At 70.6% G+C, this 17,074-nt stretch carries 16 protein-coding genes and 1 tRNA gene; 8 read left to right on the forward strand and 9 right to left on the reverse strand.

Translation table 11 applies throughout. The features are described from left to right. Window positions 1–62 precede the first annotated feature (62 nt). From GTZ93_RS38415 to GTZ93_RS38425, 3 genes are all read right to left on the reverse strand, one after another. Window positions 63–2,378, reverse strand: a complete 2,316-nt coding sequence (locus GTZ93_RS38415) for a protein-disulfide reductase DsbD family protein (RefSeq protein ID WP_139917556.1) — start codon at window positions 2,376–2,378, stop codon at window positions 63–65. Between the two features lie 166 nt (window positions 2,379–2,544). Further along, window positions 2,545–3,897 carry a vWA domain-containing protein gene (locus GTZ93_RS38420; protein ID WP_139917554.1) on the reverse strand — a complete coding sequence of 451 codons (1,353 nt, stop codon included), beginning with the start codon at window positions 3,895–3,897 and terminating at the stop codon, window positions 2,545–2,547. A 495-nt stretch (window positions 3,898–4,392) separates the two neighbouring features. Beyond that, window positions 4,393–4,554 (reverse strand): hypothetical protein, encoded by a 162-nt coding sequence (locus tag GTZ93_RS38425; protein WP_158620735.1) that lies wholly within the window; start codon window positions 4,552–4,554, stop codon window positions 4,393–4,395. 452 nt (window positions 4,555–5,006) lie between these two features. Between GTZ93_RS38425 and GTZ93_RS38430 the strand changes: the two genes are divergently transcribed. Then, window positions 5,007–7,217, forward strand: a complete 2,211-nt coding sequence (locus tag GTZ93_RS38430) for a (Fe-S)-binding protein (protein WP_139917552.1) — start codon at window positions 5,007–5,009, stop codon at window positions 7,215–7,217. Between the two features lie 86 nt (window positions 7,218–7,303). On the opposite strand, the gene GTZ93_RS38435 is transcribed toward GTZ93_RS38430, so the two are convergent. Further along, window positions 7,304–7,804, reverse strand: coding sequence for an ankyrin repeat domain-containing protein (locus tag GTZ93_RS38435; protein WP_120578654.1), 501 nt, complete (start codon window positions 7,802–7,804; stop codon window positions 7,304–7,306). 155 nt (window positions 7,805–7,959) lie between these two features. Here GTZ93_RS38435 and GTZ93_RS38440 point away from each other — a divergent pair, with 155 nt between their 5' ends. The 5 genes from GTZ93_RS38440 to GTZ93_RS38460 are packed head-to-tail and all read left to right on the forward strand — an operon-like array spanning window position 7,960 to window position 10,446. After that, window positions 7,960–8,427: a DUF3592 domain-containing protein gene (locus GTZ93_RS38440; RefSeq protein WP_139917551.1), complete on the forward strand. Its 468-nt coding sequence runs from the start codon at window positions 7,960–7,962 to the stop codon at window positions 8,425–8,427. Then, the gene (locus tag GTZ93_RS38445) at window positions 8,424–8,858 is read left to right on the forward strand and encodes a DUF3592 domain-containing protein (RefSeq protein WP_139917549.1); all 435 of its coding nucleotides are present in this window, start codon (window positions 8,424–8,426) and stop codon (window positions 8,856–8,858) included. Before GTZ93_RS38440 ends, GTZ93_RS38445 begins: the two co-directional genes overlap by 4 nt. A gap of 45 nt (window positions 8,859–8,903) precedes the next feature. Beyond that, window positions 8,904–9,362: a hypothetical protein gene (locus GTZ93_RS38450; RefSeq protein WP_139917547.1), complete on the forward strand. Its 459-nt coding sequence runs from the start codon at window positions 8,904–8,906 to the stop codon at window positions 9,360–9,362. Between the two features lie 15 nt (window positions 9,363–9,377). Continuing rightward, window positions 9,378–9,914, forward strand: a complete 537-nt coding sequence (locus GTZ93_RS38455; RefSeq protein ID WP_139917545.1) for a DUF3592 domain-containing protein — start codon at window positions 9,378–9,380, stop codon at window positions 9,912–9,914. Window positions 9,915–9,945: 31 nt separating this feature from the next. After that, a complete protein-coding gene (locus tag GTZ93_RS38460) occupies window positions 9,946–10,446 on the forward strand; it encodes a DUF3592 domain-containing protein (protein WP_139917543.1) in 501 nt (166 codons plus the stop codon). Here the strand turns inward: GTZ93_RS38460 and GTZ93_RS38465 are convergent. The 5 genes from GTZ93_RS38465 to GTZ93_RS38485 all read right to left on the reverse strand — a co-directional run bounded on the left by GTZ93_RS38465 (window position 10,443) and on the right by GTZ93_RS38485 (window position 13,937). Continuing rightward, on the reverse strand, window positions 10,443–11,405 hold the full coding sequence (locus GTZ93_RS38465; protein WP_120581572.1) for a TolB family protein: 963 nt from the start codon (window positions 11,403–11,405) through the stop codon (window positions 10,443–10,445). The two genes, GTZ93_RS38460 and GTZ93_RS38465, sit on opposite strands and share 4 nt — an antisense overlap. 133 nt (window positions 11,406–11,538) lie before the next feature. Then, window positions 11,539–12,069: a non-proteolytic archaemetzincin-like protein gene (locus tag GTZ93_RS38470; RefSeq protein WP_120581571.1), complete on the reverse strand. Its 531-nt coding sequence runs from the start codon at window positions 12,067–12,069 to the stop codon at window positions 11,539–11,541. 56 nt (window positions 12,070–12,125) lie between these two features. After that, a tRNA-Gln gene (locus GTZ93_RS38475) sits at window positions 12,126–12,199 on the reverse strand. 179 nt (window positions 12,200–12,378) lie between these two features. Continuing rightward, window positions 12,379–13,536: an RtcB family protein gene (locus GTZ93_RS38480; protein ID WP_139917541.1), complete on the reverse strand. Its 1,158-nt coding sequence runs from the start codon at window positions 13,534–13,536 to the stop codon at window positions 12,379–12,381. Continuing rightward, entirely contained in the window at window positions 13,533–13,937 is a 405-nt protein-coding gene (locus GTZ93_RS38485) for a ribosome-binding factor A (protein ID WP_180946046.1), read from the reverse strand. The genes GTZ93_RS38480 and GTZ93_RS38485 overlap by 4 nt, the downstream gene beginning before the upstream one ends. A 437-nt stretch (window positions 13,938–14,374) precedes the next feature. Here GTZ93_RS38485 and GTZ93_RS38490 point away from each other — a divergent pair, with 437 nt between their 5' ends. After that, window positions 14,375–15,766 (forward strand): dihydrolipoyl dehydrogenase family protein, encoded by a 1,392-nt coding sequence (locus GTZ93_RS38490; RefSeq protein WP_139923987.1) that lies wholly within the window; start codon window positions 14,375–14,377, stop codon window positions 15,764–15,766. Window positions 15,767–15,824: 58 nt separating this feature from the next. Beyond that, entirely contained in the window at window positions 15,825–17,042 is a 1,218-nt protein-coding gene (locus tag GTZ93_RS38495) for a glycosyltransferase family 87 protein (protein WP_233597068.1), read from the forward strand. The last annotated feature ends 32 nt before the right edge of the window (window positions 17,043–17,074 follow it).

The following is a 17,074-nucleotide window of genomic DNA, read 5'->3' on the forward strand; positions in this document are numbered from 1 at the left end:
AACCTCCAATGAGTTGAACGCTGCGCACGAACGAACAACACAAACCCGACTTCACTCCCGGCTCAAGGCCGGGCGCACACCACCGAGCCACCCTTCAACGGCGACCCACACTCCGCCGCGCGCTGCACCGCCGTGATGACGCTGTCCGCGGTGAGCAGCTCGTTGAGAACCTCCGGCTTGTCCGGCGCGCCCGGGCTCAACACCAGGTACATGGGCACACCCGCGCGGCCATGATCCGCCAGCTTCGTGGTGATGCGCGCGTCCCGCCGCGTCCAGTCCGCCACGAAGAACGCCACGTTGTGCTTCAGGAACGCCTGCCGCACGTCGTCGCGCGACAGCACGGTGCGCTCGTTGAACTTGCACGTGAGGCACCAGTCCGCCGTGAAGTCCACGAACACCGGCTGACCCGCCGCCAGCGCCGCCGTCACCGCCGCCTCGTCCCATGGCTGCGCTCCACCGTGCGACGCCACCGCGCCGCGCGTCTCCAGCGACGCCTGCGCCTCCTCGAAGCGCAGCGCCACCGCGCCCGAGCCCACCAGCACGAGCACCGCCAGCGCCACCGTCACGCCCCGGCGCCCGCCCTCCAGACCCTGCGACTGGCCGTACAGCCACGTGACCAGGCCCACCGCGATGAGGAATGCGAGCAGCCGCGCCATGCCGTCCACGCCGGCCAGGCCGCCCATCACCCACACCAGCCACACCGTCGTGCCCAACAGCGCGAAGCCCAGGAACTGCTTGCCGCGCTCCATCCACATGCCCGGCTTGGGCAGCCGCTTCATCAGCCCCGGCACCAGCACCAGCACGCAGAAGGGCAGCGCCAATCCCAGCCCCAGCGCCACGAACACCGCCACCACCGTGGCCGGGCCCGCCGCGAAGGCGAAGCCCACCGCCGTGCCCAACAGCGGCGCCGAACACGGCGTCGCCAGCACCACCGCGAGCACGCCTTCTCCCGCGCTGCGCATCAGGCCGTGGCTCTGGTCCACCTTGCCCGCGAGCGCCGTGCCGTCCGCGCCCAGCGTGTAGACGCCGAAGAGGTTGAGCGCGAACGCCACCAGCACCGCGCTCACGGCCGCCACGAACAGCGGCTCCTGGAACTGGAAGCCCCAACCCACGCTGGCACCACCCGCGCGCACCGCCAGCACCGCGCCCGCGAGCAGCAGCATCGTCGCCAGGATGCCGCCCGCGTACGCCGCCGCGTGCGGCGCCACCTTGCCCTTCTCCTCCTGCACCATCCGCGTGAAGCCGTACACCTTGAGCGCCAGCACCGGGAACACGCACGGCATCAGGTTGAGCAGCGCGCCGCCCAGGAACGCGAACAGGAGCGCGACGCCCAGCCCCAGCGGCGACTCACCCGACGCCACCGGAGCCGCGGCCGCGGGCTTCACCTTGCCCACCGCGTCCTTCACCGACGGGACCTTCAGGGGCGCCGCGCCCGCCACCGCGCCGTCCGCCACGACCGGCGCGAGTGCCGTGTCCACGTCCACCGCCGTGAAGCCCGTGGCCTTCGTGCCCAGGCGCAGCGCGCCCGTGAGCCGGGGCTCTCCCTTGGGCACCACCGACGACGCCTGGCCCTTCAGCGCGAACGTCCCCGGCGCCGTCTTCGTCAGCGCCACGCTGTCCACGCCCAGGACGCGGCCGGGCACGAAGAAGTCACCCTCCACGTCTCCCGCGTAGGGCTTGCCGTCCGCCGCCGTCACGGTGAGCTTGCCGGTGAACGGCTTTCCCGCCGTCAGCGACGTGCCATCCAACGCCAGCGCCACGCGCGGCGCGCCCTGCGCCCCCACCGCCGACGGCACCTGGGCCTGCGCGGCGTCGAACTGCGGCGCGAACTCCGGATCCGTCACCGTCTCCGGCCCCACCGGCAGCGTGCGCGTCAGCACCAGCTGCGCGGGGATGCAGTGCACCTTGCACGCGAGCGCGTCCACCGCCGCCGACACGTTCAGCGTACCCGTGGCGTCCTTCGACACGTGCGCGGGCGCGAACAGCAGCACCTCGTCGTGGTAGCCGTGCGTGGTGATGAAGCCGTCCGGCGTGCGGAACGTGCTGGGGAAGGGCCAGCGCAAATCCCCCACCGTGACGCCCGGCACATCCCACGACACCTCCGTGGCCAGGCCGGAGTCGCCCGGGTTCTTCCAGTAGACGTGCCACTCCGGGTCCAGCTTGAGACGCACGCCCACGCGGAAGTCGCCGCCCGCCTTCACCTGCGTGGCGTCCAGGAGCAGCGCACCCTCCAGGCGCGGGTCGCCCTCGTCCGGCGCGGTGCTGCCCACGGCGGTGGGCGGAAGCGCGGCCTGGGCCCACGTCGCCAGCAGCAACGCGCCCACCACGCCCAGCCCACCGAGCCGGCTTCCAGACCTCTTGCTCCACCGATGCGTCATGCGACTCCCGTTAATCCACCTGGAAACGCCGTGCTACCTGGGATGCGTCCCCGCGGGATGCACTCAACCTTCCGGGCAGCCGGGCATTCCGCATGCCCGCACGCCCGGCGTCAGGGACCACCCCGGGCCCCCGCGCATTCCCCATACGCTCAGGGACTCCGGGCGGTTACGACTCGCCGCCGCCCGTCTTCCAGGGCAGGAGCCCCCCGCTGTCCAGGGTCACCGCCTGCGGTGGAGGCGCGCCGCCGTTCGCCACGGCGGGCAGGGCCGCTCGCGGAGGCGGGCCCACATTCACCGCGGCCGGAAGCGCCGGCCCGATGCGGCTCATGGTGATGCGCGACACCTCTGACTGGGCCCGGCGCACTCCCAAGGCGGACGGCTGGGCCGCACGGCGCTCCACCGCCCGGCGCAGGTCCGCCAGCCGGTCCACGTGCCGCTGCGCGGGGACCTCCGCGGAGCCCAGGCGGGCCAGCTTGTAGAGCCCCTTGTCCGCGCCCTCGAGCGCCCGCTCGGCCGCGTCCTGCTGACGGCGGGAGAGTGCCTTCCAGGCGGCGGCCTCGTGAGACACGAGCTCCAGCTCCGCGGACACCGCGCGCACGAAGCGGCCCTCGTTGCTGTCAGGCAACAGGCGCGTCACGGGCACGGACAGCCGCCGGGTGTCGCCGTGCTCCGTGTACGAAGCGGTGACGGTGAGGTTCCAGTCGCCCTTCTCCAGCACGCCCGCGAAGAGGACCCGGCGCGGGAACGCGTGCGACACCGCTCCCAGCGCGGCGCTCATCGCGTCACCCTCCACGCGCGACGGGTAGCGGTGACGGCAGCGCAGGTCCGCGAAGCCCGTGGGCAGCACGTACACGCGCGCGTCCGCCACCACCTCGCCGAACAGCTCCGCGCCCAGCGCGCCCACCGCCAGCGGCAGGCCCTCCGCGTCGTCCACGTGCGTGAAGCCCGTGCCGGACGGGCCGGTGAGCGCCTCCAAAATCTCCGGCAGGTAGTGCTTGCCCAGCCCCAGCGCGTGCAGCGCCACGCCGGAGTCGTGCACCCGCTGGCCCAGCACCTTGAACTCGCCCAGCGCGGTGGGCCCCACGGAGGGCTCGCCGTCCGTGAGCATGAGCAGCTGCGGCCGGGCGCCCGGCACCAGCACGCGCCGCACGGCCTCCGCGCCGTTCTCCACGGCCTCGTGCAGCGCGGTGCCCTCGCCGGAGTCCAGGCGGGAGAGCGTCTTCAGAAACGCTGCCTTCGCGCCCGGCTCCATCGCGCGCACGGGCAGCACCTGCTCCGCGTCGGCGTCGAACGTGAGCAGGCCCACGTAGTCCTTGGGCCCCGCCCGCTCCACCAGCGCGCGCGCCGCCTCCACCGCCGCCGCCAGCGGCGCGCCCCGCATGGACGCGCTCCGGTCAATGACCAGGTTCACCGCAACCGGGGCCCGAGGCGTCTCTACTTCGGCCTCCAGGGTCACCAGCAGCAGCACTTCGCGGCCGCCGTCCGCGTCGCGCTCCACTGCCCACGCCGTCTGCTTCATCCGCACTCCCGCATGGTGGGTGGCCCCATCCCGCTCATTCGACCGACGCGATCGCCGTCGCGACGGCCTCCTGGCCCCGGACGCCCCTGCACAGGCCCGCGTCCGCCCTGAAGTCCTGTCGCTGTTCCTGGAGGATGTCGGGTTTCCGGTCGTGAAAGCAACGTGTCCGACCCGACCAACCCCTGGTCTTACGAGCCTCCGCCCGGCACCGGAGATCCCCCATCCAGCGTGCCTCGGGACGCCTCGCGTCACCCACGGACACGCGGATTCCGGCGGGTTCGCTCAGCCATTTACGGATTTACTTCTTGAAAGGTCCTACACCGGTCATTCCCGAGACCGCTCCGTGGGGCTCGACCCGGTCTTGGACGGGGAGCGTCACGGCATCCAGCGCACTGCATCAGTGTCCGGGAGTGCAAGTCCCGGAACCTGTCCGACTGTCCGACAGGTTCGACAACGAAGGCCCCCGCGCAGGCCACGGGCCGCGGGGGCAGGGCGTCACTCCGCCACGTGCCAGCCGCCCCAGGCCTCTTCGTCCAGGTGGCCCCAGCGCCGCTCGTCCGTGGAGTCCAGCGGAACCGAACGGCCGTTTTCACCCGTCGCGGACAGCTCCAGGTCGTCCAAACCCTCGTCCAGGTACGTGCTCTCGTCGTGGCTCATGTCCGGCTCCTCGGCGCTCCATTCACGGGGTGTACGGCCTTTGACGGCTCGCGTCCCCTTGGACGCCCTGCGTCGGTCACCGGGCCCGCCCCATGCGGGTCCCTTTACAAGCGCTTCTTGACCGATTTACGAACATGTTGGGAGTCCGCCCCGATTTTGTAAAGCCCTCGGGACAGCAAAGTTCGTTGAGGGTCCGGAGAACCACGCCCGGCCGCCTGCCTTCCAGCACGCCAGGCGTGAGGGTTTCGCGCACGCCAGGTCTGGGGCGGAGGGTGGGTGGGCACCACCCTGGACGACGGTCTGGAAGCAGTGGAAGGAACGCTGCGGGACATGGCCCCCGCAGAGCGCTTGATTCGCGAATCACCCCTGCTAGGGTTGACAATCACTCCAGAATTGCCGCGTCGCAGCAACCGGCGTTGCCGCCGTGCGGCCCCAGAGGGTCCCGAGGTTCCATGAACCCCATCATCACCGGCCTGCTGCTGGCAGGCGCAGTCTCAATCTTCATCATCACGATGTCCGGCCGCGTGGGCGTGCTGCTCGCGATGAAGAAGGAGAACCGGCTGGACCACATCCCCTACCGCGTGGCGCAGCTGGTGCGCTTCGGGTTGGGCCAGAAGCGCATGGTGGATCCGGAGGAATTCACCCCGGGCCTGTTCCACATCTTCATCTACGCGGCGTTCATGGTGCTGGCGCTGCGCACCATCATGATGTTCGCGATGGGCTTTTCGTCCACCGCGCTGGACGTGCTCACCGACCTGAGCCACCCGGCCTGGGACGCCGCGCCGCCGCTGCTGCTGCTCTACAAGGTGTACCTGCTGACCAAGGACGTGGTCGCGGCGCTGGCGCTCGCGGGCGTGGCGTACTTCGTGTGGACGCGCTGGAAGGTGAAGCCGGACCGCATGTCCCAGTCCTGGGAGGCCTACCTCATCCTGGGCTTCATCGCGGGCCTGATGATCACCGAGTTCATGTTCGGTGGCAGCCACATGGTGGCCGCGCACGCAGCCGCGCAGCAGGTGCCCATGGGCGCCACGCAGGTGCCGGCGGCGCCGTCCGCGATGGTGTGGTGGGAGCCCGTCACCAGCCTGACGGGCCTGGCGATGATGCCCCTGGGCGTGACGGCGTCGCACGTGCTGGGCGTGGCGGGCTTCTTCATCCACCTGACCATCATCCTGGCGTTCCTGAACTTCCTGCCGCTGGGCAAGCACTTCCACATCATCACGGGCCTGCCCAACGTCTTCTTCCAGCGCACGCACTCCACCGGCAAGCTGCCCACGCCCAACCTGGAGAAGGAGGAGTTCGGCGCCGCCACGGTGAAGGACCTCACCTGGAAGAACGGCCTGGACCTGTACTCCTGTACGGAGTGTGGCCGGTGCCAGACGCACTGTCCCACGTACATCACGGGCAAGCCGCTCACGCACAAGGCCGTGAACCAGGACCTGAAGCACTGGCTCTGGGACAACGAGCGCTGGGTGGAGGAAGGCTACGGCCCCAACGGCGTGAAGGAGCCCCTGCCTGAGATTGTCGGCAGCGCGCTGAAGGCGGAGACGGTGTGGGCGTGCACGAGCTGCGGCTGGTGCGAGCAGGCCTGCCCGGTGTTCATCGAGAACGTCCCGCGCCTCATCGACATGCGCCGCTACCAGGTGCAGGTGAAGGCGGAGTTCCCGGCGGAAATCCAGCGCGTGTTCGAGGGCATGGAGCGCCAGGGCAACCCCTGGGGCATCGGCCAGGACCAGCGCGACGAGTGGGCGGCGGACCTGGCGCTGCCCACCTGGGGTGACGGCGGCGAATACGAGTACCTGTTCTTCGTGGGCTGCGCGGGCAGCTACGACGACAAGCAGAAGAAGGTGAGCCGCGCGCTGGTGAAGATCATGCGCGAGGCGGGCGTGTCCTTCGCGACGCTGTCCAAGCAGGAGATGTGCAACGGCGACTCCGCGCGCCGCATGGGCAACGAGTACCTGTACCAGACGCTGGCCAAGACGAACGTCGAGTCCTGGAACGCGATGGGCGTGAAGGCGGTCATCACGCAGTGCCCGCACTGCTTCAACACCATCAAGAACGAGTACCCGGAGTTCGGCGGCGAGTACCGCGTCATCAACCACACGCAGCTCATCAACGAGCTGCTCAAGGACAAGCGCATCAAGTTGTCCTCGGTGATGAACGCCGGAACGAAGCTGACCTACCACGACCCCTGCTACCTGGGCCGGCACAACGGCGTGTACGACGCGCCCCGTGAAGTGCTCAAGAGCATCCCGGGCCTGGAAGTGGTGGAGATGCAGCGCAGCCAGCGCGAGGGCTTCTGCTGCGGCGCCGGTGGCGGCCGGATGTGGATGGAAGAGCACATCGGCACGCGCATCAACCACAACCGCATCAACGAGGCGGCCCTCACGCTCAAGCACGCGGAGGACCCCAACACGCCCTACCCCGACGCCGCGGACAAGAAGAAGCCGGGCATGGTGGGCGACTACAAGGAGCCGGGCGGCAAGGGCATCGTCGCGGTGGCCTGCCCGTTCTGCTCCACGATGCTCAACGACGCGAAGAACGACACCGGTCGTGAGCAGATTCAAATCAAGGACATCACCGAGCTGGTCGCTGACTCCATGGAGACCACCAACAAGGGCGGCACCGTAAGCCCCAGCCCCGTGGTGAGCGCCAAGCCGGAGTAACGCAGGTCCGGCTCCAGATGTGACGAGGGCCCGGTGGCTCCCCAGGGTGGGAGCGGCCGGGCCCTTCGCCTTTCCGGGCTGGAAGACTACTTGCGGCCCTTGAAGGGACCCTTGGGGGCGTTGCCCTCCGAGCGCAGCACGCGCTCCAGGCGCTTGGTGGCGCCGGCGTCGCCCAGCTTGCCCGCGACGTAGGCGCCCGCGGAGGCGAGCTTGCGGCGGAAGTCGTCGGGCGCGACCTCGGACGCGCGCGAGGGACGCGCGGGAATCTCGTCGATGCCCTGGTTCTTGAGCAGCGTGCGCGCCATGTCCTTCTCGTCGGCGGTGGCGTGCGGGGACAGGAGCGCGCAGACCCGGAAGTGGCCGTAGGCGGCGGCGGCGACGAACGGTGTCTCGCCCACGGAGTCCGGCAGCGTGGGGTCCGCGCCGGCCTCCAGGAGCGCCTGCACCAGGTCGTCCTGGCCCGAGCGCGCGGCCATCATCAGCGGCGTACGGCCCTCGTCGTCGAAGGGGTTGGGGTCCGCGCCCGCGTCGAGCTGGGCGCTCAGGGCGGCGCGGTCACCCGCGGCGACGGCATCGAACAGGGACACGGTGCGTACCTCCGGACAGGACGCGCGGGAGCATGGCGTTTCGGCGAACGCGACGCCAGGGAGGGGCCCACGCGTTGGCTCTACGGCGGGGCGTGGAGGGCATTGCCGTTTCGCGTCGCCGGGTGCCCGCTTAAGAGGCGGGCAGGAGGCACGGCGTGGCTCTCTTCGCGGCGCGGGTCCTGGGTGCGACGTTCGTGGTGCTGGGCGCGTCCATGCTGGTGTTGACCTGGGGGTCGTACCGGCGGGACATGGGCATCCTTCGCGAGGGGCTGCACGCGGAAGGCACGGTGGTGAAGAAGGAGTTCTTCGCGGCCTCGGATGACAGCGACTACATCCTCGTCTACGCCTTCACGCCCCAGGGCGGTGAGCACCAGGAGCACCGGCGGAACATCTCCTCGAAGCTGTGGAAGCGGCTGCGCCCCGGGGACCGCATCCAGGTGCAGTATGGCTCCAGCGACCCGCGCCGCAGCTTCCCGGAGGGCCATGGGGTGATGTCGCTGGGACTCGCCCTCTTCCTCAGCTTCGTGGAAGTGTGCCTCTTCCTCATCGGGCTGGTAGCGCTCCTGGGGAAGGCGGTGCCCGACGCGCCCCCGGATGGACGAACAGGAGTCGAAACCTCATGAGCCTGGCGAAGGTCGTTTTCGACTGGGTGTGCTTCGTGGTCGTCCCGCTGGCGGGGGTGGTGTGGACGTGGCGTCCGTACGTGCTCACCCAGAAGCTGCGCGCGCGCGGGGTGCTCGCGCGGGGAAAGGTGGTCGGCGCCAGGTACGAGTCCGACGAGGGCACCGCCTACTGGCGGGTGGAGTACGTCTTCCATCCCCCAGGCGCCCCGGAAGTTCGCGGCGACTATCAGCACGACAAGAAGAAGTCCCGACCCAACCCCCAGGTGGGGGACGCGCTGGCGCTGCACTACCTGCCGGAAGCTCCCCGGAAGCACCAGCTCGTGGGCCAGGAGGCCGGTCTGGTGCAGGCGGTCGTGTTGACGTGCTTCTTCATGCTCTTCCTCATCGCGCCTGTGATTGGGCTGGTGCCCGCGCTCCGGTGGGGCCCGTAGCCGGGTTGCCTCCGCGTCCCTCCCCCCGTCATCCTGAGCACCGCAATGAATGACACGCTCCTCCTGCTCCTCATCGCGGTCTTCGTGGGCGTGCCCGTGCTGTTGTGGCGGCGGCTCTTGAAGTACCGGGGCCTCACCGTGCGGCTGCGGCAGGAGGGCGTGCGCGTGCGCGCCGAGGTCCAGAGCGTCACGAGGTACGCCCGCAGCCAGCAGCGCCACGTCTTCTACGCCTTCGCCCTGACGGACAGCTCACGGATGTTCGGCAACTTCCGGGGAGCGCCTGGTGCCGGGGACTGGGAGCCGGGCTCCACCGTGGAGGTCGTCTATCTGGCGGACCTGCCGCACCACAACATGCGGGTGGGCTCTGGCGTCGAGCGGGGGGACGTCATCCGGGGGACGGTCCTCCTCGTGCTGGTGCTGACCGCGGGCGTCCTCGGCGTCCTGAACGCCCATTGGCGCATCGAGGACATCCGCCGGCAGGACATGCAGCAGCACCAGCCGTAGCCCGGGAGAGACGCCATGCCCATGAACGCGGTCCTGATGGTGGTGCTCCTCATCGGGGCGCCCCTGGTGATGATGGTGCAGTTGCTGATCCAGCATCAGCTCACCCTGGCGCTGCGGGAGCACGGGCTGCACGCCCGGGGCGAAGTGGTCCGCTCCCGCCGGAGCTGGCTGAACGCGAGGCACCGCATCGTGGAGTACGTCTTCCACCTGCCGGACGGTTCGGAGATCCACGGCGAGTACAAGGAGCACCGGCCCGGGTTCGGGTCCCAGCGCGCGTCCGAGGGCGACTCCGTGGAGGTCCTCTACCATCCGGACAACCCCCACCGGCATCAGCGCGTGGGCACGGAGGTCGGACTGTTCGCCGTCCTGACCGGGGTGTTCGGCCTGGTGGTCTTCATGTCCCTGGCCATCATCGTGATGATGAACGCACCGTCGAAGAAGGCCCCTGCGCCGCACGGGTCCACGCCCTCGGGCAGGCTGCGGACCTACGACGAGCCGCCTCCGCGCTCGAAGCGGGTCACCGGGTCACTGAACCGGACAGACGCGTACTAGCCAGGCCCTCCCCCGTCACATCGAGGCCGCCATGCCCTCAATGGATCCGATGATGGTGGTGATATTCGTGGTGGGTCTCTTTGGGGTGCTGGTGTGGCTGCTGCTCCAGCGCGACCTCACCCTGAAGCTCCGGGAGGAGGGACTGCACGCCCATGGCGAGGTGGTCCACGTGGGCTGGGATTCCGACCGCGAGAACCTGATCGTGAAGTACGTCCTCCACCTGCAGGACGGCTCGGACCACCACGACCAGTACACCTTGCAGAACGCGAGACAGAAGGTCCCCCCTGCCGTGGGAGACGCAGTGGAAGCCTTCTACCTCCCGCACAAGCCCAGCCGCCACCAGCGCGTGGGCACGGAAGTCGGGCTGAGCAGGCTGCTGTTCAGGATGGGGGCACTGGTGCTGCTCATGGTCGTCCTCCTGGTCCTGGGGCTGATCAACGCCAGGCAGAAAGACTCCACGCCCTCACCCACGCTCCGGACGTACGAAGCGCCGCTTCCCGCCGGGGGGAAGCGGCAGCGGGACGCGTACTAGTTGGGCCCGTAGAAGGGCTCGCCCGCGGCGGGCACCGCGAGCGTCACGGAGCTGGCCACGGAGGACACCGGGGCGCGGTAGATGCTCGGGTCACCGCCGGAGTCGTTGAAGAGGAAGCCCAGCTCCGTGCTGCTCGTCCAGCTGGGGAAGCTCTCCTCCACGGTGCTCGCCGTGTAGTCCGTCAGCCGCCGCACGGAGCCGCTGATGCCGTTGGCCGTCGCGTTGCCCACGAAGATGCGCGTGCTGCCGTTGGACAGCCGCCCGTCCAGCGCCACCTGCCGCCCGTCCGGGGACACCACCGCGCGGTTCGCGATGGCCAGCACCTCGTTGCCCAGCGCCACGAAGTTGGCGCTGCCACCGCCGGCCGGCACGAACGCGAGCTGGTTGTAGAAGGAGGCACTGCTGCCCGCGGGCGCCACCACCGTGTTGCCGCTGGGGAAGAAGGACGGCGACCCGAAGGCGATGCCCGCGTTGGGCGTCAGCTCCACGAAGCCGCTGCCATCCACCGCGATGCGCGCCAGCGAGCTCAGCGCCCCCGACGTCCGCTCGAACGCGAAGACGATGAAGCGGCCATCCGGGCTGAACGTGGGCCCGCGGAAGCCAGTGCAGCTGCCGCATGCCGCGTCGTTGGTGCTCAGCAGCGTGGCCACCGGCCCGCCCGTGGTGGGCACCGTCTGGAGCGAGTACGTGTTTCCAGAGCGCTGCACGAACACGATGCTGTTGCCGTTCTTGGAGATGGAGGGCGTGTACGCGCCGCCGGCCGTCGTCAGCCGCTGCGGACTGTTGGGGTCGCCGTCGTCGTCCACCACGTAGATGTTCCGGTCGCCGCGCACGAAGGCGAAGCCCCGGTCGAAGAGGACGTCACCCGTGGTGCCGCCACCGCCAAAGTCCGTGGGCTCACACGCCCCCAACAACCCCACCGCCACCACACCGCCGAGCAACCGCCGCATGCCCATCATCGCTGTCTCTCCCGCCGTGCCGGCCCTGTCACACGCGCGCTTCGCGCCCGAACACTACAGGGCGCGCCGGACAAGACGTCAACGCACACGGAGGCATTCACGCGCCCCCGTGTCCGGGAGCGCGCACGCGCCTTCAGCGGTTGAGACGGTTCAGTTCGTTGCGGCAGACGTTGCAGGGGCCCAGCGACTTGCGGTCGATGTCCTGCGGGGACTGCGGGAGGAACATCACGCAGCGTGAGTCCTCGCAGTACGACAGGCCGATGAGGTGCCCGGCCTGGTGCACCGCCTCCACCTGCACGCGGCGGCGCAGCGTTTCGCCCTCCGCGCCCTGGCGCAGCCGGTACAGGCTCATCACCGCGACCTTGGACTCCCGGTCCGCCTGCCCGAAGACGAAGGGCGAGTCCGGTTCGAAGAGGTCCGCGTCCGTCACGCCCATCACCAGCTCCTGCGGCGCTTCATCCAGCACCGTCCCCAACCGGCGCATGATGGCGTTGCAGTGGTACTGGCTGCGGTCCTTGTTGAAGGCATAGGCCGGGGAGGACAGCGCCATCCGGCTCACGACCGAGCTGACGCCCAGATGGGTCGTCAGCGGTTCCTGCAAGGCGTTCACGATCGCGGACGGTGGACTGCCCACGGTGACCAGCAGGAGCGTCTTCTGCGGCATCAGCCCACCGCCTTCTACCTCCGGACGGACGTTGACCGCGTCCCCCCGGAGCGGAGTGGCTGGGGCGCAAGGATTCGAACCTTGATAATCAGAGTCAAAGTCTGACGTCCTGCCATTAGACGACGCCCCAGCAGGTTCGCACGCGTACTCGTGGGCCGATACTACGGCACTTTGACGGGCGCGGGAACCCACTCTGACGCTGCCCCCTTCAGTCCATGGAGTGCGGGGGGTGGATCACTCTCTCCGGACGACACCTCGGAGGCTGCCGGGGGGACGGGCTGTCATCCACCCGACAGCTGAGGCCCCTCTTCAGCCCTTCAGCACGGCCAGGGGCGTGAGCCGGACGCGGGGCGTCACGAGTTCCGCCTCGTCCTCCAGCACCTCGGTGAGGTCCCGGTAGGCGGCGGGGGCCTCCTCCACCAGGGCGTGGGTCCGGCCCGGGTCGAACACCACGCGGCGCAGGGCGTGGACCAGGGCGTCCGGGCGGATGCGAGCCCGGGCCTCCGTGCGGGTGAGCACGCGACCCGCGCCGTGGGAGCAGGAGCGGAAGGCGCGGGGCTCCCCCTGCCCTTCGACGACGTAGGAGGCCGTGCCCATGGAGCCGGGGATGAGCCCCCGCGCTCCGGCATCCAGCCCCACCGCGCCCTTGCGGTGGACCCAGAGCGCGCGGCCGAAGTGCGTCTCGGTGGCGACGTGGTTGTGGTGCACGTCCACGGTGCTGTCCGGGTCCGGGGCCACGCCGAGCACGTCCGCCAGCACCGCCAGGGCCCGGGCGGCGAGCTGGTCCCGGTTCGCTCGGGCGAAGCGGCACGCCAGGTCCAGGTCATTCACGCAGGCCCGGCCCGCTTCGGTGCGGGTGTCGAGCGCGGGCGGCGTGCCCTGTCCCAGCACCTGGGCCACGCGCTGGTGGTGTTCCCCCACGGCGCCCCCCACGCCCCGCGAACCGGAGTGGAGGAGCAGCCAGAGGTCCCCCGCCCCATCGCGGTCCAGCTCCAGGAAGTGGTTGCCCCCACCGAGCGTGCCCAGGTGACGCGGCGCCAGTCGCTCCCAGGCATGCGCGAGCTTCTGGGTGGACAGCGGAGGAGTTTCGAGCCCCGGCGGCAGGGACAGGCCTCGCCCCCGGTGCACCGCGTCCCCCACCGGGATGACCCGGGCGAGCTGGGACAGGAGCCGCTCCAGGTCCGCTCGCGAGAGTGAAGCGGCGGGGAAGGCGAAGCGGTGCGCGCTCACGCCGCAGCCCAGGTCGTTGCCCAGCGCGCCGGGGACGACGTGGGCTTCCGTGGCGAAGACGGTGCCCACCGCCACGCCCGACGCGAGGTGCACGTCCGGCATCACCGCCACGTGCTCCGTGACGTAGGGTTGCGCGGCGAGTTGCTGGAGCTGCCTCAAGGCCGCCGGGGGCACCGTGCGCGCCCAGGCGAGGAGGGGCACCGCGCCCGGTGGAACTTCGAGGACGCGGGGCATCATGCGTCACCCCCTTCTCCGTCCTCGGCTTCGGTGCGTGGGGCGGTGCCCACGAGGACGAAGCGCAGGTGCGGGGTGCGCTTGAGGTTCAGGTGCTGCGCGAGCCGCGAGCGCAGGAAGCCCTCCGCTCGGGCGAGGGCCTCCTTCACGGTGGCGGGGTTCGCGTCGTGCGGCAGCGAGTAGCCGATGCGCACGGTGCGGCCTTCGGGGGACAGCTCGCACGACGTCAACGCGACGCCTTCGAGCATGGGGTCGGACAGCTCGCTCCGGAAGAGCAGCGAGACGTCCTCGGAGAGGGTGGACTGGACGCGCAGGTGACGCGCGGACGGAGCTTCGGAATGGAACAGCGAGGAGCCCGAGCGCCGGAGGGACGTGCGGGTACGGCGATGCTTGGAAGAGGACATGAACGAAGACGGATTCCTGCGGGCCGTGCCGGAGCACGGCCGGGGTGTGCACGCGAACGACACCGCGCGGACACGCCGTCTGGACCTCACGTCGGAGGCGTCCTCCACGGCCGCGACAGCGCGCACCAGGGCGCTGCCTTCGGACGGGCGCTGGACGCCGCCGGTGACGCTAGAAGCGCGACCCCGCGGAGCGGACCGAGACCACCTTGGCGACACGTCCCATGGCACACCTCCCGCCGCGCACCCGACGCGCGGACCATCCACCGGACGCGGGGAACACACGCATCCGTCCGCCCCCTGACGCGGGGGCCTTCCAGGTCCTGACGAAAGGCGGTGCTGTCCTCTGGTGACCAGCCGCTCCATCCACCATCCGACGCGAGGCGCCAGTCGGATTGGCGGGGCGGCCGTCCCGGGGCAAGCAGGGGGCGGGAGGGGTCATGGCCGAGACTTTCGACGTGGTGGTGATTGGAGCGGGTCCCGCGGGAGAGAACGCGGGCGCGCGCGCGGCGGCGGGTGGGTTGAAGGTCGCGCTGGTGGAGCACGAGCTCCTGGGCGGCGAGTGCTCCTACTGGGCCTGCATGCCCAGCAAGGCGCTCTTGCACCCCGGCGAGACGCTGTGGCTGGCGAAGCACACGCCCGGCGTGCGCGAGCTCATCCAGGGCCCGCTCAAGGCGGACGCCGTGCTCAAGCACCGCGACCAGATGGTGTCCGGCTACGACGACAGGTCCCAGGTGAAGTGGGCGGAGGGCGCGAAGCTCACCGTGGTGCGCGGCAAGGGCCGGCTCACGGGCCCGCGCAAGGTGGCCGTCACGGGCAAGGACGGCAAGGTGCGCGAGATGGAGGCGAAGCAGGCCGTCGTCATCGCCACGGGCAGCACGCCGCGCCTGCCGGACATCGCGGGCCTCAAGGACTCCAGGCCGTGGGACAACCGCGAGGGCACCGGCGCCAAGGCCGTGCCGGGCCGGCTGGTGGTGCTGGGCGGCGGCGTGGAGGCGGTGGAGCTGGCGCAAGCGTGGCGCGAGCTGGGCTCGGAGGTGACGCTGGTGCAGCGCGGGCCCCGCGTGCTCAAGCGCTTTGAACCCTTCGTCAGCGAGCAGGTGGCCGAGGCGCTGCGCGACTCCGGCGTGCGCGTGTTGCTGGAGACGCAGGCCACCAAGGTGCAGCGCTCCGGAGCCCAGGGCGAATACACCATCACGCTGACCGGCGGGGACACGCTGCGCGCGGACGCGCTGCTCGTCGCCATGGGCCGCACCGCTCGCACGGACGACCTGGGCCTGGACACGGTGGGGCTCAAGCCCGGCGCGACCATCGAGGTGGATGATCAGCTCCGCGCCACGGGTGTGGACGGCGGCTGGCTGTACGCGTGCGGCGACGCGAACGGCCGCAACATGCTCACGCACATGGGCAAGTACCAGGCGCGGCTGTTGGGCGACGTCCTCCTGGGCAAGCCCGCGAAGGCGTGGGCGGACGCGAAGGCCACGCCTCAGGTCATCTTCACGCACCCGCAGGTGGGCAGCGTGGGCCTCACCGAGGACCAGGCGCGCAAGGCAGGCGTGCCGGTGAAGACCGTGCAGTACGAGCTGGGCGACGTGGCCGGTGCGTCCGTCATGGGCAAGGACCTCAAGGGCACGGCCAAGCTGGTGGTGGACGAGCAGCGCCGGGTCATCGTGGGCGCCACGTTCACCGGGCCGGGCGTGGGCGAGATGATCCACGCGGCCACCATCGCCGTCGCGGGCGAGGTGCCGCTGGACACGCTCTGGCACGCGGTGCCGTCGTACCCCACCGTGAGCGAGGTGTGGCTGCGGCTGCTGGAAGCCTACGGCCTGTGATTGCGGCGGGGCGCCCCCGCGTGGAATGGTGCGCGCCCCTCCGTGTCCCGGTCCGTGAATGAGCACCGCTGAGCCCGCCCGCAAACGCGCGTCCCTGAAGGTGGAGTGGGCGTTGTTGCTGGTGCTCGCCGTGGCGGCCGTGGCGGTGGGGCAGCATCCCCGGCGCGGCGCGGACTTCCGCGTCTACCTCACCGCCGCGGAGCGCTTCCGCGAGGGCACGGACCTCTACCGCGCCGAGGACGGCACCATGCCGTTCAAGTACGCGCCCGTCACCGCGCCCCTGTTCCTGCCCTTCACCGCCGTGCCGCCGCGCGCGGCCGTGGCGCTGTGGAACCTGGGCTCCGTGCTCGCGCTCGGCGCCGTGTCCGTGCTCACGCGTCGCGCGGTGCCCAAGGATGGAGAGGCGACGCCGTGGCCGTGGGCTCCGGTGCTCGCCACCGCCGCGCTGCTGCCCGCGTTCTCCTTCGAAATCTTCTACGGCCAGGTGGACGTCGTGCTGCTGTGGCTGCTGGTGCTCGCGGCCGTGGGTGCCGAGCGGGGCCGCACGTGGGGCCCCGGCGCGGCCTTCGCCGTGGCGTGCCTGCTCAAGCCTCCGGCCGCGCTGCTGGGGTTGTTCTTCCTGGCGCGCCGTCACTGGCGCGTGGTGGGGACCACCGCCCTCTTCGGCGTCCTGCTGGTGCTGCCCACGCTGGGCCGCTACGGCTGGACGGGCACGCTGTCACAGCTGCGTGACTGGACGGAGATCCTGGCGCGCACCACGCCGCCGTGGGCGCTGGGCCACAACCCACAGGGCCTGCCCACGCTGCTGCTGTCACTGGTGCTGCCTCCAGAGTCGCTGCCTCCCGCGGGTGCGATGACCGCGGCGCAGGTCGTGGCGATGGGGCTGTTCATCGGCGCGCTCGTGTGGGCGCGGCCCGGTCCGGTGGAGTTGCTCGCGTTCTGCTGCCTGGGCGTAACGCTTTTGTCACCGTTGGCGTGGCGCGCGAACTACCTGCTCGCATGGCCGGTGATCCGCGCGGCGCTGGAGGGACGCTCGCGCCTGGGGCAGGCGTGCGTGGCCGGAGTGGCCCTCATCGGCATGGTCGTTTCCGACGCGGTGTTGGGGGCGGAGTGGGCCCGGCACGTGTTGCTCTTCCGGCCGTTCGCGGTGGCGTACTCCGTGCTGCTGATCGCGCTGTTGTGGCAGACGCGGCGTCACGGAACGCCCACGGCGGTGATTTCCGACAAGACCGTGACTCACCTGCCGCGCGGATTTTTGAACGCTCGCGGTTCGTGACCCAATCGAAACAAGGCCGGGGGCAAAGTGTC

The sequence above is a fragment of the Corallococcus exiguus genome, assembly GCF_009909105.1.
GTDB classification, from domain to species: domain Bacteria; phylum Myxococcota; class Myxococcia; order Myxococcales; family Myxococcaceae; genus Corallococcus; species Corallococcus exiguus.

Bases quoted from the DNA above. Each gene is read 5' to 3' on its own strand.
- GTZ93_RS38415 (WP_139917556.1), bottom strand. From the start codon at position 2,378: ATGACGCATCGGTGGAGCAAGAGGTCTGGAAGCCGGCTCGGTGGGCTG.
- GTZ93_RS38420 (WP_139917554.1), bottom strand. From the start codon at position 3,897: ATGAAGCAGACGGCGTGGGCAGTGGAGCGCGACGCGGACGGCGGCCGC.
- GTZ93_RS38425 (WP_158620735.1), bottom strand. From the start codon at position 4,554: ATGAGCCACGACGAGAGCACGTACCTGGACGAGGGTTTGGACGACCTG.
- GTZ93_RS38430 (WP_139917552.1), top strand. From the start codon at position 5,007: ATGAACCCCATCATCACCGGCCTGCTGCTGGCAGGCGCAGTCTCAATC.
- GTZ93_RS38445 (WP_139917549.1), top strand. From the start codon at position 8,424: ATGAGCCTGGCGAAGGTCGTTTTCGACTGGGTGTGCTTCGTGGTCGTC.
- GTZ93_RS38450 (WP_139917547.1), top strand. From the start codon at position 8,904: ATGAATGACACGCTCCTCCTGCTCCTCATCGCGGTCTTCGTGGGCGTG.
- GTZ93_RS38455 (WP_139917545.1), top strand. From the start codon at position 9,378: ATGCCCATGAACGCGGTCCTGATGGTGGTGCTCCTCATCGGGGCGCCC.
- GTZ93_RS38460 (WP_139917543.1), top strand. From the start codon at position 9,946: ATGCCCTCAATGGATCCGATGATGGTGGTGATATTCGTGGTGGGTCTC.
- GTZ93_RS38465 (WP_120581572.1), bottom strand. From the start codon at position 11,405: ATGATGGGCATGCGGCGGTTGCTCGGCGGTGTGGTGGCGGTGGGGTTG.
- GTZ93_RS38470 (WP_120581571.1), bottom strand. From the start codon at position 12,069: ATGCCGCAGAAGACGCTCCTGCTGGTCACCGTGGGCAGTCCACCGTCC.
- GTZ93_RS38480 (WP_139917541.1), bottom strand. From the start codon at position 13,536: ATGATGCCCCGCGTCCTCGAAGTTCCACCGGGCGCGGTGCCCCTCCTC.
- GTZ93_RS38485 (WP_180946046.1), bottom strand. From the start codon at position 13,937: ATGTCCTCTTCCAAGCATCGCCGTACCCGCACGTCCCTCCGGCGCTCG.
- GTZ93_RS38490 (WP_139923987.1), top strand. From the start codon at position 14,375: ATGGCCGAGACTTTCGACGTGGTGGTGATTGGAGCGGGTCCCGCGGGA.
- GTZ93_RS38495 (WP_233597068.1), top strand. From the start codon at position 15,825: ATGAGCACCGCTGAGCCCGCCCGCAAACGCGCGTCCCTGAAGGTGGAG.